The 14,085-nt window shown below is 53.2% G+C and carries 17 protein-coding genes and 1 tRNA gene; all 18 read right to left on the reverse strand.

Annotated elements, in window-relative coordinates:
• Position 1: 1 nt before the first annotated feature.
• Positions 2-74, reverse strand: a tRNA-His gene (locus ABNS49_RS05940).
• Positions 75-136: 62 nt separating this feature from the next.
• On the reverse strand, positions 137-502 hold the full coding sequence (locus ABNS49_RS05945) for a YbaN family protein (RefSeq protein ID WP_135981017.1): 366 nt from the start codon (positions 500-502) through the stop codon (positions 137-139).
• Positions 499-825 (reverse strand): nitrous oxide-stimulated promoter family protein, encoded by a 327-nt coding sequence (locus ABNS49_RS05950; protein ID WP_135981016.1) that lies wholly within the window; start codon positions 823-825, stop codon positions 499-501. Before ABNS49_RS05950 ends, ABNS49_RS05945 begins: the two co-directional genes overlap by 4 nt.
• Positions 822-2,459 carry an ABC transporter ATP-binding protein gene (locus ABNS49_RS05955; protein WP_135981015.1) on the reverse strand — a complete coding sequence of 546 codons (1,638 nt, stop codon included), beginning with the start codon at positions 2,457-2,459 and terminating at the stop codon, positions 822-824. Before ABNS49_RS05955 ends, ABNS49_RS05950 begins: the two co-directional genes overlap by 4 nt.
• Positions 2,452-4,176: an ABC transporter ATP-binding protein/permease gene (locus ABNS49_RS05960; RefSeq protein WP_135981014.1), complete on the reverse strand. Its 1,725-nt coding sequence runs from the start codon at positions 4,174-4,176 to the stop codon at positions 2,452-2,454. The genes ABNS49_RS05955 and ABNS49_RS05960 overlap by 8 nt, the downstream gene beginning before the upstream one ends.
• 210 nt (positions 4,177-4,386) lie before the next feature.
• Entirely contained in the window at positions 4,387-4,779 is a 393-nt protein-coding gene (gene atpC / locus ABNS49_RS05965) for an ATP synthase F1 subunit epsilon (RefSeq protein WP_135981013.1), read from the reverse strand.
• Positions 4,776-6,179 carry a F0F1 ATP synthase subunit beta gene (gene atpD / locus ABNS49_RS05970; protein ID WP_135981012.1) on the reverse strand — a complete coding sequence of 468 codons (1,404 nt, stop codon included), beginning with the start codon at positions 6,177-6,179 and terminating at the stop codon, positions 4,776-4,778. The genes atpC and atpD overlap by 4 nt, the downstream gene beginning before the upstream one ends.
• 11 nt (positions 6,180-6,190) lie before the next feature.
• Complete coding sequence (gene atpG / locus ABNS49_RS05975) at positions 6,191-7,039, reverse strand: ATP synthase F1 subunit gamma (protein WP_135981011.1); 849 nt, start codon at positions 7,037-7,039, stop codon at positions 6,191-6,193.
• Complete coding sequence (gene atpA / locus ABNS49_RS05980) at positions 7,026-8,561, reverse strand: F0F1 ATP synthase subunit alpha (protein WP_135981010.1); 1,536 nt, start codon at positions 8,559-8,561, stop codon at positions 7,026-7,028. Before atpA ends, atpG begins: the two co-directional genes overlap by 14 nt.
• Before the next feature lie 8 nt (positions 8,562-8,569).
• Positions 8,570-9,103: an ATP synthase F1 subunit delta gene (atpH, locus tag ABNS49_RS05985; protein WP_135981009.1), complete on the reverse strand. Its 534-nt coding sequence runs from the start codon at positions 9,101-9,103 to the stop codon at positions 8,570-8,572.
• The gene (gene atpF / locus ABNS49_RS05990; protein ID WP_135981008.1) at positions 9,097-9,612 is read right to left on the reverse strand and encodes a F0F1 ATP synthase subunit B; all 516 of its coding nucleotides are present in this window, start codon (positions 9,610-9,612) and stop codon (positions 9,097-9,099) included. The genes atpH and atpF overlap by 7 nt, the downstream gene beginning before the upstream one ends.
• A 19-nt stretch (positions 9,613-9,631) precedes the next feature.
• On the reverse strand, positions 9,632-9,877 hold the full coding sequence (atpE, locus tag ABNS49_RS05995) for an ATP synthase F0 subunit C (protein WP_135981007.1): 246 nt from the start codon (positions 9,875-9,877) through the stop codon (positions 9,632-9,634).
• 26 nt (positions 9,878-9,903) lie between these two features.
• Positions 9,904-10,611: a FoF1 ATP synthase subunit a gene (locus tag ABNS49_RS06000; protein ID WP_135981006.1), complete on the reverse strand. Its 708-nt coding sequence runs from the start codon at positions 10,609-10,611 to the stop codon at positions 9,904-9,906.
• Positions 10,604-10,972: an ATP synthase subunit I gene (locus ABNS49_RS06005; protein ID WP_135981005.1), complete on the reverse strand. Its 369-nt coding sequence runs from the start codon at positions 10,970-10,972 to the stop codon at positions 10,604-10,606. The genes ABNS49_RS06000 and ABNS49_RS06005 overlap by 8 nt, the downstream gene beginning before the upstream one ends.
• Positions 10,965-11,144 carry an AtpZ/AtpI family protein gene (locus tag ABNS49_RS06010; protein ID WP_135981004.1) on the reverse strand — a complete coding sequence of 60 codons (180 nt, stop codon included), beginning with the start codon at positions 11,142-11,144 and terminating at the stop codon, positions 10,965-10,967. The genes ABNS49_RS06005 and ABNS49_RS06010 overlap by 8 nt, the downstream gene beginning before the upstream one ends.
• Positions 11,144-11,764: a uracil phosphoribosyltransferase gene (upp, locus tag ABNS49_RS06015; RefSeq protein ID WP_135981003.1), complete on the reverse strand. Its 621-nt coding sequence runs from the start codon at positions 11,762-11,764 to the stop codon at positions 11,144-11,146. The genes ABNS49_RS06010 and upp overlap by 1 nt, the downstream gene beginning before the upstream one ends.
• Positions 11,765-11,977: 213 nt before the next feature.
• On the reverse strand, positions 11,978-12,733 hold the full coding sequence (locus ABNS49_RS06020; protein WP_135981002.1) for an MBL fold metallo-hydrolase: 756 nt from the start codon (positions 12,731-12,733) through the stop codon (positions 11,978-11,980).
• Entirely contained in the window at positions 12,723-14,084 is a 1,362-nt protein-coding gene (gene dnaB / locus ABNS49_RS06025) for a replicative DNA helicase (RefSeq protein WP_135981001.1), read from the reverse strand. Before dnaB ends, ABNS49_RS06020 begins: the two co-directional genes overlap by 11 nt.
• Between the last annotated feature and the right edge of the window lies 1 nt (position 14,085).

Below are 14,085 nucleotides of genomic sequence, written 5' to 3' on the forward strand. Positions count from 1 at the left end.
GGGCGGCTGACGCGGATCGAACGCGCGAATGACGGAGCCACAATCCGTTGTGTTAACCACTTCACCACAACCGCCATGTGCTCAATTATAATAACGAAAAATCGAGCATTTGTAAAGAGGAAAATTCTTTTTTTTGTTAATTCTCCAACGTTTTCATCCCAAACCGAAAGTAAGCCACATGACCGATCCACACCAGGACAAGAACGATTCGTCCGACAGGCACCTGATCCATCATGACAAATCCAAACGCCATCGTCAACGTGATGATCGCCATGACCCGGATCTTCGCCCGCCGGCACATTCCCCGCTCCTTCACCCAGCTTTCCAGGTTATCCTTGTACAAATTGGTGGAAAGAAACCAGCGATGAAGCCGATCGCTCCCCTTGCCAAATCCGAAGGCGGCCAGCAATAAAAACGGAAACGCCGGCAGCAGCGGCAGGATCGCTCCCAGCACGCCCAGACCAAGCCCCAAAAACCCAATGATCAAGTATACGATTTTCATACCGCCTTCAACCTTCCCTCTCTTTTCTCTTTCCATTCCACCAGTAAGTGGCGGATGACCAAAACCGGATGGCGTAACAGCATCCGCGGTCCCGCGTAACGCATCACCGCCCGGATTTGCTCCCGCTCTTCCTTTCGATAGCAATGCACTTTGCAAGCCGAACAAAACGTTTTCGTTTCCATAAACGGGCATTTGTTGATGCGCAACGTAGCGTAGTCGATCAGCGCCTGCCCGTCGCCTTCATGATGTTTATAGTACAGACGAATCATTTCGCCCACCAGCCGAATCTCGTCTTTTCTTTTTTGGTCTTTGTCTTTTTTCATGTTTTCTCCATTTTCAAAATCGTGTCCGCGAACTGCAACGAAGACGTGCGATGCGAAACGAGCACAATCGTTTTTCCTGCTTTGTTTTCATCGACCGCCTTCAAAATGGCGCCCTCGTTCAAACTATCCAAATTGCTTGTCGGCTCGTCGAGCAGCAGCACGTCGCCATCGTGCAAAAACGCGCGCGCCAAACCAAGCCGCTGCCGCTCGCCACCCGACACGCTGCTTCCAAGCTCCGCGACCGGGGTGTCGTAGCCTTGCGGCAACGACATGATAAAGTCGTGAATGCTCGCCTTTTTGCAAGCCGCCACCAGCTCCTCGTCGCTTGCGTCCGCCTTCGCGATCCGCAAATTGCGCGCGATCGAGTCGTGAAACAGCACCGTTTCCTGCGCGACATAGCTTTCATGCCGGCGAAGCGAGCGGGTGTTGATCCCTTGAATGGATTTTTCGTCAATCAAGATTCGACCTTCGTCGACATCCCACATCCGCATGAGCAGCTTCAACAGCGTCGACTTGCCGCAGCCGCTTTTTCCCTGAATGCCTAAAATGCGGTTTTTTGGAATTTGCGTCGAGAAATTTTGAAGCACCCGCTCCTTGCCATACGCGAAATCTACGTTTTCAACCGCGATCGAGCCAAAAGCGGCATCCGCCCCGTCTTCCACCTCTTCCATCGCGGCTTCCTCTTCCAGCAAGTCGAGCAGCCGTTCCCCGGCCCCCAGCGTTTGCGCCAGACCCGTTCCTAAATTCGACAACGCGATCACCGGTCCAAACGAGGAAATCATAAGCATCGGCGCCATTAGCACGACATCGGAAACGACCATTCCCTGCCGCGCGAGCGCCATGGAAGCCAGCAGCGTCAGCACTGTAAACGCGATGACGCACACGTTGGTCGCCGACACGCCCTTCGCCATGCCTTGCTTGATCTTTTTTTCCTTGCTTGCAAGCTCTTTCGTGCTTTGCAGGATTTGTTCCTTCCGACGATTTGCCGCCTGAAACCACAACAGTTCCTTCATCCCGCGCACGCTTTCAAGCACCATCGCGTTTTGCGCGCCCGCCTGCTCGCGAAACGCCTTGCCCGCTTTGGCGCTCGTTTTCGACAACCAAAACGGAATGCCGATACCAACCGTAGCGTAGCCCGCCAAAGCAATGAAAGCCAAAACCCCATGCATCGAAGCCTGCCACGCCACGCAAATCGCTGATACGAGCAAGGCGATACAAACCGGGGAAATCGTATGCGCGTAAAACACTTCCAGCAGTTCCACGTCGCTTGTGATCAAGGAAATAAAGTTGCCTTTGTCGCGTCCTTCCAGCTTGGCGCACGACAAGGCGCGCAGTTTACCAAACACAAGATCGCGGATGTGGGCAAGCAGCCGAAACGCGATATAGTGGTTGCACGCCTGCTCGGCATAGCGCAAAACCCCTCGCAGCACGGCGCAGGCCGCCATCGCGATCACGATCGTCCGCAATGTCCGCCCTTCCATGATGTGGACAACGCCTTGGGCGCCCAGCACCGGAATGAGGATCGCGGCCAGAAAGCCGATCGTCCCCATCGCGATGGCGATGACCATGACAGGCAGCATCGGCTTCACGAACACAATGAGTTTCGATAAAATTTGTCGATTCGATTTATGCATATTGTCCTCCCTGGCTGTATCGTTCCAGCGCTTGCTGCGTGTTCCATAACGTGGCGTAGCGCCCCTCTGTTTGCACTAACTCGTCGTGCGTTCCTTTTTGAACGAGCCGGCCGTCTTGCAGCACGTAAATGACGTCGGCGTCCACGATGTTTTTGAGGCGGTGCGAAATGCACAAAATCGTCTTGTCGCGCAAAGAGCGCACAACTTGCATGATCCGGTCTTCCGTTTCGACGTCCACGTTGCTTGTCGCCTCGTCCAAAATCATCAGATCGCCAGACTTCAGCAGCAGTCTGGCCAGGGCGATGCGTTGCCTTTGTCCGCCGGAGAAGTTGGCGCCGCCTTCCTCAACCAGGGTGTCAAGTCCTTGCGCCTCTTCCAAGTCTTTGGCAATGCCGGCCAGCTGGAGCGCTCTCCAGAGCGCCTCGTCCAAATGCGTCGGGTCGGCCATGCGCAAGTTATCCCGCACCGTGCCTTTGAATAGCGTCGATTCGTGTCCTAAATACGAAACGTGCGCATACAAGGAGGCGAGCTGGATGTCATTCAAATCCGTGCCGTTCCACTCGATCGTTCCTTTTTTGGCCTGGATCTGGCCCAGCAGCAGCTTGGCGATCGTGCTTTTTCCCGAACCCGACTCGCCGACGATCGCGGTTTTCTTTCCTTTTTCAATGACGAGGTCGATGTTTTGCAGCGTCAAATCTTCCTCATACGCGAAGTCGACGTCACGCAAAGCCAGCGTGTCCAGACCGGAAAGATCGCTTTGACGACGCGTCGAAACAGGCGCGTCCAAAATCGCGAACATCTTCGCGCTGGCGGCCATGCCGTTCATCGCGATGTGGAAGTACGAGCCCAGCGTTCGCATGGGCAGGAAGAACTCTGCCGACAGCAAAACGATCAAAATCGTTTGAAACAACGTGATCGTCCCGCTCTGATACGCGCCCAGGGCGACGAGGATGCCGGCGGCCGCCCCGCCATAGGCGACAAGGTCCATGACGGAAATCGAATTGAGCTGCATTGTCAAGACGCGCATCGTGATTTTGCGGAATTTTTCCGCTTCCTCGTTCATTTCCTGATGGCGAAGGCCATCCGCCTCGTAAATCTTCAATGTCGTCAGCCCTTGCAGGTTTTCCAGAAAGCTGTCGCCAAGCTGCGTGTACTGGCCCCAGTATTTGCCAAGCAGTTTTTTGGCGAACTTTTGCACCGCGATAATCGAAGCCGGGATGAGCGGCACGCACACGAGCAGGACGAGCGCGGCTTTCCAGTCTAAAAACAACGTCACGACAAAGAGCGTGAGCGGCGCGAGCAGCGCGTAGAAAAACTGCGGAATGTAGCTGCCAAAATACGTTTCGAGCTGGTCGACACCTTCACCAAACAGCTGGACGATTTCCGCGGTCGACCACCGGTTTAAATAGCCGGGTCCGATTTGGACGAGCTTGGAAAAGAGCTTGTCGCGCATTTGTTCCTTCACAACCGTACTTGAGGAAAAGCTCGCCATCGTCGCCTGCTGGTTCATGATCAACCGCACGACGATGCATCCTGCCATGATCAGCAGCGTGGCGCCCACGTTCACCGGCGCGCCCGCCATCGTCCGGGCGATAAGCCACGCGATGCAGCCGCTCAACGCGGTGTTGGCAAGCAAGCCGATCCATTGGCAAAATATGTTTTTTCGAATGCCCGGCATGCTGTCCGGGAATGCTTGAAGCAATCGTTTATCAATCATGAGTTAGTCTCCTTTAACAATTAGTTAGTTTAATATAACTTAAGACTGTTTTCAAGCACATCCCATATTTTCACAAAAACAGACACGTCATTCTTTCTTCTTTGCCAAGGGATAACCATGCCTGGAATCATCGCGCATGATGAAATGGCTTATTCAGAAGAAAATGGATACTCAACAAAAAAAGAGCCACATTTTCATGGCTCTTCGTTTCTATCCGTGAACGCTGATTCGGTTGAGCGCTCTTTGCAAAGAGAGCTCCGCCCGTTTCATATTCGTGGTGGTGTCTTTTTTGTCGATGCGGGCGCGCGCACGCTCGTACGCTTTTTTCGCCCGTTCCAAGTCAATCTCGTCTTTGCCTTCGATTGCATCCGTCAGCAAAAGCGCTTCATCATTTCCGAAATGCAAAAATCCTCCCGCGATCGCGTAGTCGAGATCCTTGTCGTTTCCGTCTTTCAATTTCAGCCGGCAAGGAACGAGCGCCGCCACGATCGGCATATGTTTTGGAAGAATCGTCATTTCCCCTTCCACGCTTTTCACGTGGATGCTTTTGACGTCAAGGTCGAGATATTCGCCTAATGGTGTCACGACCCTGATTTTGATCATGACTCAGCCTCGATCTTCTTCGCCTTGTTGATGGCGTCCTCGATCGTTCCGACCAACAGGAACGCCTGCTCCGGCAAATCGTCGTAGTCGCCGTTCAAAAGCTTTTCAAAATCATCGACCGTCTTGTCAACCGGCACGTATTGGCCTGGAATGCCCGAGAACACTTCCGCCACGCTGAATGGCTGGGAAAGGAAGTTCCGGACACGGCGGGCGCGGTTTACGATTTTCTTATCCTCTTCGGACAATTCATCCATACCAAGAATCGCGATGATATCCTGAAGCTCTTTATAGCGCTGCAAAATGCTTTGCACTCCGCGCGCCACCTTGTAGTGCTTCTCGCCGACCACAAGCGGATCGAGCATTCGCGACGAGGAATCCAGCGGATCCACCGCCGGATAAATACCAAGGGCGGCGATATCACGGGAAAGGACGGTTTTCGCGTCCAAATGCGTAAACGTGGTCGCCGGCGCCGGGTCCGTCAAGTCGTCGGCCGGCACATAAACCGCCTGAATACTTGTGATCGAACCGTCTTTCGTCGACGTGATCCGCTCTTGCAGCTGTCCCATCTCGGTCGCCAACGTCGGCTGGTAGCCTACGGCGCTCGGCACCCGACCCAGCAAGGCGCTGACTTCCGAACCGGCCTGGGTGAATCGGAAAATGTTGTCGATAAACAACAACACGTCCTGGTGCTCGACATCGCGGAAGTACTCCGCCATCGTCAAGCCCGTCAAGCCAACCCGCATCCGGGCGCCTGGCGACTCGTTCATCTGTCCGTAAACGAGGACGGTCTTATCCAATACGCCGGACTCTTTCATTTCCCAGTACATGTCGTTTCCTTCACGTGTCCGCTCGCCAACGCCAACGACGACGGATTTGCCGCCATGCTCCTTGGCGATGTTGTGGATCAGCTCCTGGATCAATACGGTTTTTCCGACACCGGCGCCGCCGAACAAGCCGATTTTTCCACCTTTGGCGTACGGACACAACAAGTCGATGACCTTGATTCCCGTTTCCAAAATGGCGCTCGAAGTCGCCTGCTCGTCAAAAGCCGGCGCTTTGCGGTGAATCGACATTTCCGTATCGGTTTTGACCGCGCCCAGCCCGTCGATTGGCTGTCCAAGCACGTTGAACATCCGGCCGAGCACGCCGTGGCCGACCGGGGCCTGAATCGGTTTTCCCGTGTCGATCGCCTTCATGCCGCGAACCAAACCGTCCGTGCTGCCCATCGCGATGCAGCGCACCATATCGGCGCCGATGCCCTGGGCCACTTCCACGACGAGGTCGTCCCCGTCTGGTTTTTTTATTTTAATTGCCGTCAGCAAGTCAGGCAGGTGGTCTTCGTCAAATTTGACATCGACAACCGGCCCGATGACTTGGGCGACAGTTCCTACGTTTTCCATCCACTACCTCCTTAGGATGCGAGCGCGTTCGCTCCACCGACGATCTCGGTGATTTCCTGCGTGATCGCGCCCTGACGGATCCGGTTATAAGCGAGTTCAAGCTGTTCCTGGAGCTCGGTCGCGTTGTCCGTTGCCGACTCCATCGCCATTCTTCGCGAAGCTTGTTCGCTCGTCTTGGATTCAAGATACAAAGAATAGAGGACGGATTTTGCCGCCATCGGCACGATGCTCGAAAGCATCGCCGCCTTGTTCGGCTCGAAAATCGTCTGCACCGGATTGTGCTTTTCCTGCTCTTTTTCGATACGGACCGGAATGATCGTCTCGAGAACCGGAATAAATGTCAAAGTATTTTTATAATGCGTATACAGCACTTCGATTTTTGAAATTTTCTTTTCATTGAACAAATCGAGCGCCAGCTGCATCTGGTTGGCCAGATCCATATACGCCGTGTCTTCGTTTAAATCAATCAATGTGGCATCGCAATGAAGATCCTTGGCTTGCGCCCACTGCGCCCCGCGGCTGCCGACCATCACGATCCGGTCGTTTTGGGAAAGATCCTGCAAAACCGTCCGGTAAATGTTGGCGTTGTAGCCGCCACACAGCCCCATGTCGGATGTGATGACGAACACGAACGCCGGCTTGCCTTCGTTTTCCTTCAAGTACGGATCGTTCTTTCCGGCGGCGTTGACGATCAGCGTCAGCAGGTTTTGCAACGCGTGCGCGTACTCGCGGTTGCGCTCCATCGCCTCGCGCTGTTTCGACAGCTTGCTGCTGGCGACCAGCTGCATGGCTTTCGTGATCTTTTTCGTCGAGTCGACCGACGCGATCCGCGATTGAATATCCTGTCTACTTTGTGCCATCGCCAGTTCCTTCTGTTATGGCGAACTCCTTCGCAAACTCGTCAAGCGCCTTGCGGATTTGGGCGATCAAATCGTCCGACAGCGCTTTTTCGCTGTTGATTTGATCAAGGATATACGGGTATTCGCGTTCGATGAACGCCAGCATATCGTGCTCGTATTTCAAAACCTTGTCGACCGGAACCGATTTAAGATACTTGTATTTCGCCGCGAACAAGGAAAGCACTTCCTGCGCCACCGGCATCGGGTCGTACTGCTTTTGAATGAGCAGCTGCGTCAGCCGTTCGCCATGGTTGAGCACCTCGGTCGTCGACGCGTCCAAATCGGATCCGAATTTCGCGAAGCTTTCCATTTCGTGGTATTGCGCCAGTTCCAGCTTTAGCGAATTGGACACTTGCTTCATCGCCTTGATTTGCGCCGCCGATCCAACACGGGACACGCTCAAACCGGAGTCGACCGCCGGACGGATACCGGCGTTGAACATGTCGGTCTTCAAGAAGATTTGCCCGTCCGTGATGGAAATGACGTTGGTTGGAATGTACGCCGAAATATCGCCGGCCTGCGTTTCAATGATTGGCAGCGCGGTCAAAGAACCATTTCCATAGTTCTCGTTCAGACGGGCCGCCCGTTCCAGCAATCTGGAATGCAAATAGAAGACGTCGCCCGGATACGCCTCGCGTCCAGGTGGACGACGCAGCAGCAGCGACATCGTTCGATACGCCACCGCGTGCTTGCTTAAATCGTCATAGACGATGAGCACGTCTTTGCCGTTTTCCATCCATTCCTCGCCAATGGCGCATCCCGCGTATGGCGCGATGTACTGGAGAGGCGCCGGCTCGGAAGCCGTCGCCACGACGATCGTCGTGTATTTCATCGCGTCGTGCTGTTTCAGCTTTTCCACGATTTGCGCGACTGTACTCGCTTTTTGACCAATCGCCACGTAAATACAAAGAACGTCTTTTCCTTTTTGGTTCAAGATCGTGTCGATGGCGATTGCCGTTTTTCCTGTTTGTCTGTCTCCGATGATCAACTCACGCTGTCCACGTCCGATCGGGATCATGGAGTCGATGATTTTCAACCCTGTCTGTAAAGGGACGGATACGCTTTTCCGCGTCATAACGCCCGGAGCGACCCGCTCCACAGGACGCATTTTCGTCGTTTCGATCGGTCCGTCGCCGTCAATCGGCTGTCCGAGCGCGTTGACAACGCGTCCGACCATGGCGTCTCCGACCGGAACCTCCACGATATGGCCTGTTCTCTTTACGAGGTCTCCTTCTTTGATGTCATAGTTTTCCCCCATCAAAACGACTCCGACGGAGTCTTCCTCCAGGTTCATGACCATACCATATACATCATGCGGAAACAAAAGAAGTTCAGACATCATGGCGTCTTTTAATCCGTAAACCGTTGCGATTCCATCCCCGACGGAAAGCACCGTACCTGTTTCGCTCATTTCGAGGTCCTGGTCGATGTTTTGAATCTGGGCTTTGATCAGTTTACTGATTTCTACCGGATTTAAACTCATTGTTTCACCTACTTTTCATTCAATTTCTCTTTTAGATTGTCAAGGCGCGTCTTCACCGTGTTGTCCAGCACGATGTCTTTCGCTTTGACTTTCAGACCGGCGATCAAGTCGGGATCGACGTCGACCGTCAGTTCAACGTTTTTATTCAGTTTCTCTTTCAGCATTTTGGAAAGAGCTTCTATCTGCGCTTCGCTCAACGCCGTCGCGCTTTGCACATGCACTTCCTCGATCTGCTCGCTCTTGCGATACAAATCCGCGTACTCGTCCGCGATCTCGGGCACATGCGCCGCGATTCCATGCTCGTTTAGCACATACAGGAAATTGAGCACGACCGGATCGACGCCCGAGGCGAAGACCTGTCGGAGCCATTCTCTTTTTTCCGCTTTCGCGATTTTTGGATGCGAGAGGGCGAGGGCGAAGTCCGCGTTGGACTTCCAGATCTGCTCGAGGTTTCTCAACTCGTCCAGATACGCTTGTTCCTTCCCTTGTTCCTGCGCGATTTCAAAAAGCGCACTGGCGTACGGTTTGTAACTGGCTACCATTCGTTATTCCCTGCCTGTTCGATAAACGCATCGACGTAGGCTTGCTGTGTTTTTTCATCCATTTCTTTTTGAACGATGTTTTTGGCCACTTCGATCGCCACATCGCTAATGGCGCTCTTCATGGCCGCTTCCGCCTTGCGTTTATCCCGTTCTATGTCTTCATGGGCCGCGTCTTTGATTCGAGTGGCTTGGGCGTTCGCTTCGGAAAGGATTTGCGCCTTCTCCTGGTTCGCCTGTTGCTTGGCGGACTCGATGATGGCGTGCGCCTCTTTTCCGATGCCCTTCATCTTCTCGTCGTACGCGGCTTTCGTTTCAAGCGCCTCCTCTTTCAGTTCGATGGACGCATTGATGTTTTCCTGAATGAGATCTTGTCTTTTTTTCACGAGAGCAATGATCTTATTCCAGAAAAAATGCTTGGCGAACAAAACGATCAGCGCGGTGGAAATACATACTAATATTACATCGGTCAGTGAAATTCGCAGATAGTTATCAATGTTAAAATCTATCATCACCGATCACCCTGCAATCTTAACCTTTGATGAAGATCAATAAGATCGCGATGACAAGCGAGTAGATACCGGTCGTTTCGGCAAGCGCGATACCAAGGACCATGATGGACTGGATCTTTCCGGCTGCTTCCGGATTGCGTCCAACGCTTTCAGCACCTTTACCAGCGGCAAAACCTTGCCCGATACCTTGACCAAGTCCGGCAACCATCGCGATGCCGGCACCTAACAATGCCATACCTTGTACGAAAAATTCGTTAAATCCCATGTTGTTTCCTCCTGTTAAAATTTATCTTAATCTTCCTGCTTGCTGACTTGCTGTCCTAGGAAGAACGAGCCCAGCGTGAAGAAGATGTAAGTCTGAATCACACCCGAGAAGATATCAAAATACATATGCAGGAACGGGGTCAGCGTCAAGCCGAGATAACCCCAAGGCGCGATGTTTTTGATCAGCGTGTACACAAGCAGCGTAATGATACTTCCCGCCAAAATATTACCAAATAAACGCATCGTCAATGAAATCGGCAATGCGAGCTCGCCGATGATGTTCAGCGGCGTCAGCAGCCACATCGGCTCCGTCAGTTCCTTTAAACGGGCTTTGAGTCCCGCTTTTTTGATCGCGTTGCCCTGGATCATCAGCCACAGCGTCAAAGCCAGCGTCGCGTTGAAACTCACGTTCGAAGTCGGGTTCTGAAGCCCGATCAGTCCTGTCAGATTGGCTACCACCATCAGCAGGATCAGCGTTCCAAACATTGGAATGTAATGTGTCGTCGTCTCCTTCAAATTGCCCTGCACGACGTACAGGATCAAGTTGTACATTTCCTCGCAGACGTACACAAGCCCTTGGGTGGGCTTGGAAGGATCCGCTTTTTCGATCTTCTTCCCGGCAAAGTAGAAGAAGAACATCGCCAATACACAAATACAAAGCCAGACGAAGATGGATTGCTGGATTTCGATCGTGAAACCGCCCAGGCGGATCACGACCTCACTAACTTCAGGCATCGTCTGCCTCCTTTCTCAGTTTTCGGGAATACATCAAAAGCGCGCCTTTGCTGCACATGAAGCCAGCCAGCATCGCCAGGACCGGCACATGCACGCAAGCGAACGCGACCATGACGATCCCGTACATACAATAGCGCAGAACATACTGGGTAAGTCCCGCCCGATCCGCCTTTTTATGCGTCGTGATCGACTTCGCGAACCGGATGATCATCCACAGTCCCACCTGTCCGGTGACGACGCCGACAACCACGCCAAGCCCGCTAAGCCATCCAAAGCAAAAAAAAGCGGCACATGCACATGGAAGAGCGAGCAACAGCGAATCTTTCGTCGTTTCGACAAACAGTCTCTTTAAATCATCCATGTTTCTTTTTCCCTTTATACAGCAGCAGCGCAAAGCTTCCAATCAATGCGTACAAAACAAAAACGACCAGAAACACCGGCGTCGTGTGAAGCCAGTCATCCAACAGGTAGCCAATCAAAAGGCACACCAGCAAATTGACAAGCAGAAAGCCGGGAAACTGCGCCGGTTTCATTACTTCGTCCCGAAAATACGGTCCCCCGCATCGCCAAGTCCGGGAACGATGTAGCCATTCTCATTCAGGCGTTCGTCAAGCGCCGCCAAATAAATGTCCACATCCGGATGCAGCTTCTCGATCAGCTCCACGCCTTCCGGCGCGCCAACGAGGCATACGAGCTTGATGTTCGTCGCTCCCTGGCGTTTCACCATGTCGATCGCAGCCGCGCTTGAACCGCCGGTCGCCAGCATAGGATCCACGATGATCACCGTCGACTCGTCCATGTGTTTTGGATACTTCTCAAAATACGTATGGGGCTCCAGCGTCTCCTCGTCCCGATACAATCCGATATGCGCAACTTTCGCCGTTGGAATGAGCGAAAGAATTCCACTCACCATTCCCAGACCGGCCCGCAAAATCGGCGCCACAACGATCGGTGTCGCCAGCGTCTTGGCCACGTATGGACAAATCGGCGTCTCGATCTCAAGATCCTTGAGCGGAAGGTCACGCGTCACTTCATATACCATCAATCCCCCGATCTCATCGAGATTGTCGCGAAAATCTTTGGTTCCCGTGTCTTTATCTCTCATCACAGTCAGTTTGTGACGGATCAGTGGATGATCAATTACCTTAAGCATCTGTTTCACCACCTTTTTATCGTCCCCATTATAGCAAACCTGCATATCAAAAAAAACCATCTAGCTATCCGGGAGCCAAAAAGTTGCAAGATATTTATAGCAGCTTTTCAAAAAATAAAATCCACTCAACCGTCCAAATTTCACTTTGGACCAAAATATAGGAAATATGTGAAAACGCGAAAATACGCCAAAAAAAAACGGTTCGCGTCCTTTTCAGGCACACGAGCCGCGTTCAATCGTCTCGATTTGAAATTGCTCCGCCGCCCGGATCTGCATGCCGTCGGTTGGAATTTGCTTGCGCGCAAAACAAGCGTGCAGCGCCTTTAGCGCCAGCTCCGGCGTGTTGGCCTCCTGCGACAAATGCGCCAGCACGATGTCGGTCGTGTTCTCGCCGACAAGCTCCGTCAGGTTTTTCGCGCTATCCTCGTTATTCAAGTGTCCGCTTGGCGACAAGATCCGCTGCTTCAAATACAGCGGCCGGCTCGTCCCCATCAGCATCGGCACGTCGTGGTTGCTTTCGAAAATATAGTAGTCGGCGTTTTTCAAATACGGCTTGTTCGAATTGGCGATATAGCCCGTATCGGTAATATACACGAGCGTCTGCTCCCCGTCCGAAATGACATATCCCGCCGTTTTCGGCGCGTCATGCGACAAAGGAATGAGGCGAATCGACAATTCCCGGATCCGGAACTGCTCCAGCGGCTCGACATGAGTGTGCCGCTCGAAGCCTTCCACCTCGCAATACGAATACATCGGGATCTGGGCAAACAGCTTGCGTTGCGACACGTGGTCGGAATGGCTGTGCGTCAGCAAGATCGCGTCCGTCTGTCCGATTTGCGCGCCCACCGCTTGCAGTGACTGCGTCAAATACCGCTTTGTCGAGCCGCAGTCGATCACGATTTGCGTGTCTTTGGCGCGCACAAGGCAGCAGTTTCCTTTGGAGCCGCTGCACAATAAATCAATTCGCATACATATCATCTCCCCGATTTGTCTGATCCCACGTGGAAAATTTGGAAATCGACTTTTGAAACACGAGCTTGATGTCGCCAAGGCCGCCGTTTCGGTGCTTGGCCAAGGTCAAGTCGACAAGCTCGGTGTCTTTTTTATCCGCTTCCTCTTCCTCACGTTCATAGTACTTTTCACGATACAAAAACATGACGATGTCGGCGTCCTGCTCAATCGACCCCGATTCCCGAAGATCCGCCAGCTGCGGCCGGTGGTCGGTTCGCTTCTCGACTTCACGGCTTAGCTGCGACAGCGCGATAACCGGGCAATCCAGCTCCTTGGCCAGGATCTTCAGGTTTCGGGAAATGTCCGACACTTCCTGTTGTCTGGAGTCGGCGCGCGTTCCGGTAATGAGCTGCAAATAGTCGATCACGATCAAAGACAAGGCGCCGTACTCGCTTTTTAGCTTGCGGCACTTGGAAAAGATTTGGGAAACCTTGATGCTCGACGTGTCGTCGATGAAAATTTTCCGCTCGCTCAGCCGGTTGCCGCCTTCGTACAGCTTCGACCAGTCCTCGTTGGATAAAGACCCGTCCCGCAGCTTCGTGGCTTGCACGTCGCTTTCCGCGCTAAGCAAACGCTTCATAAGCGAGTCGGTTGGCATTTCCAGCGAGAAAATCGCCACCGCCTCGTCTTTGTTGTGCTTGGCGACTTCGGAGGCGAAATTGAGCGCCAGCGCCGACTTTCCCATCGCGGGACGCGCCGCCAAAATGATCAAGTCGCCCCGCTGGAATCCATTCGTGTAGCGGTCCAGATCCGAATAGCCGGTTTTAATGCCGGTCACCCCGTCCATCGTCTTTAAGCGGTTCAGCTCCTCGATGACGCGTTCCACGATTTGGCGGCTGCTTTCAAATTCCGTTCCCCGCCGGTGCCGGGTCACGTTCATGATGCCCCGTTCCGCCTCGTCGAGCAGCGTGTCGATATCGTCCGTCGAATCGTACGTGTTTTGCGCGATCTGGTCGGCCGCCATGATGAGTTCACGCATCTGCGCCTTGTTTTTGATCGTTTCGATATACGAGTGCGTGTTCGCTGGCGAAATGGCCGAATCCATCAGCTTGATAATGTAGTCCGCCCCGCCGGCGCGTTCAAGCTCCTCCTTGTCCTGCAACCGGGTAATCAAATTGTTGAGGTCGAGCGGATGGCCCGAATCGCTTAGCTCCTGCATGCACTGATAAATCCGGGCGTGCGCGGGCAAGTAAAACTCCTCGGGTGTCAAATCCAGTTCCGTGCATGTCGCCATCACGCTGGAGTACACCATTAAAGAACCGAGCAAAGCCTGCTCGATCTTTTGCGAATTCGGAAGTTCCTTCGCCATG

The organism is uncultured Dubosiella sp. (assembly GCF_964018005.1).
In the GTDB taxonomy this organism is placed as follows: domain Bacteria; phylum Bacillota_I; class Bacilli_A; order Erysipelotrichales; family Erysipelotrichaceae; genus Dubosiella; species Dubosiella muris.

What these genes read in the sequence shown, in the direction of transcription:
- ABNS49_RS06000 (WP_135981006.1), bottom strand. Translation starts at nt 10,611, where the DNA reads ATGCCTGAAGTTAGTGAGGTCGTGATCCGCCTGGGCGGTTTCACGATC.
- atpH (WP_135981009.1), bottom strand. Translation starts at nt 9,103, where the DNA reads ATGGTAGCCAGTTACAAACCGTACGCCAGTGCGCTTTTTGAAATCGCG.
- ABNS49_RS05955 (WP_135981015.1), bottom strand. Translation starts at nt 2,459, where the DNA reads ATGCATAAATCGAATCGACAAATTTTATCGAAACTCATTGTGTTCGTG.
- dnaB (WP_135981001.1), bottom strand. Translation starts at nt 14,084, where the DNA reads ATGGCGAAGGAACTTCCGAATTCGCAAAAGATCGAGCAGGCTTTGCTC.
- atpE (WP_135981007.1), bottom strand. Translation starts at nt 9,877, where the DNA reads ATGGGATTTAACGAATTTTTCGTACAAGGTATGGCATTGTTAGGTGCC.
- ABNS49_RS06005 (WP_135981005.1), bottom strand. Translation starts at nt 10,972, where the DNA reads ATGGATGATTTAAAGAGACTGTTTGTCGAAACGACGAAAGATTCGCTG.
- atpF (WP_135981008.1), bottom strand. Translation starts at nt 9,612, where the DNA reads ATGATAGATTTTAACATTGATAACTATCTGCGAATTTCACTGACCGAT.
- ABNS49_RS06010 (WP_135981004.1), bottom strand. Translation starts at nt 11,144, where the DNA reads ATGAAACCGGCGCAGTTTCCCGGCTTTCTGCTTGTCAATTTGCTGGTG.
- ABNS49_RS05960 (WP_135981014.1), bottom strand. Translation starts at nt 4,176, where the DNA reads ATGATTGATAAACGATTGCTTCAAGCATTCCCGGACAGCATGCCGGGC.
- ABNS49_RS05945 (WP_135981017.1), bottom strand. Translation starts at nt 502, where the DNA reads ATGAAAATCGTATACTTGATCATTGGGTTTTTGGGGCTTGGTCTGGGC.
- upp (WP_135981003.1), bottom strand. Translation starts at nt 11,764, where the DNA reads ATGCTTAAGGTAATTGATCATCCACTGATCCGTCACAAACTGACTGTG.
- ABNS49_RS05950 (WP_135981016.1), bottom strand. Translation starts at nt 825, where the DNA reads ATGAAAAAAGACAAAGACCAAAAAAGAAAAGACGAGATTCGGCTGGTG.
- atpD (WP_135981012.1), bottom strand. Translation starts at nt 6,179, where the DNA reads ATGGAAAACGTAGGAACTGTCGCCCAAGTCATCGGGCCGGTTGTCGAT.
- atpG (WP_135981011.1), bottom strand. Translation starts at nt 7,039, where the DNA reads ATGGCACAAAGTAGACAGGATATTCAATCGCGGATCGCGTCGGTCGAC.
- atpA (WP_135981010.1), bottom strand. Translation starts at nt 8,561, where the DNA reads ATGAGTTTAAATCCGGTAGAAATCAGTAAACTGATCAAAGCCCAGATT.
- ABNS49_RS06020 (WP_135981002.1), bottom strand. Translation starts at nt 12,733, where the DNA reads ATGCGAATTGATTTATTGTGCAGCGGCTCCAAAGGAAACTGCTGCCTT.
- atpC (WP_135981013.1), bottom strand. Translation starts at nt 4,779, where the DNA reads ATGATCAAAATCAGGGTCGTGACACCATTAGGCGAATATCTCGACCTT.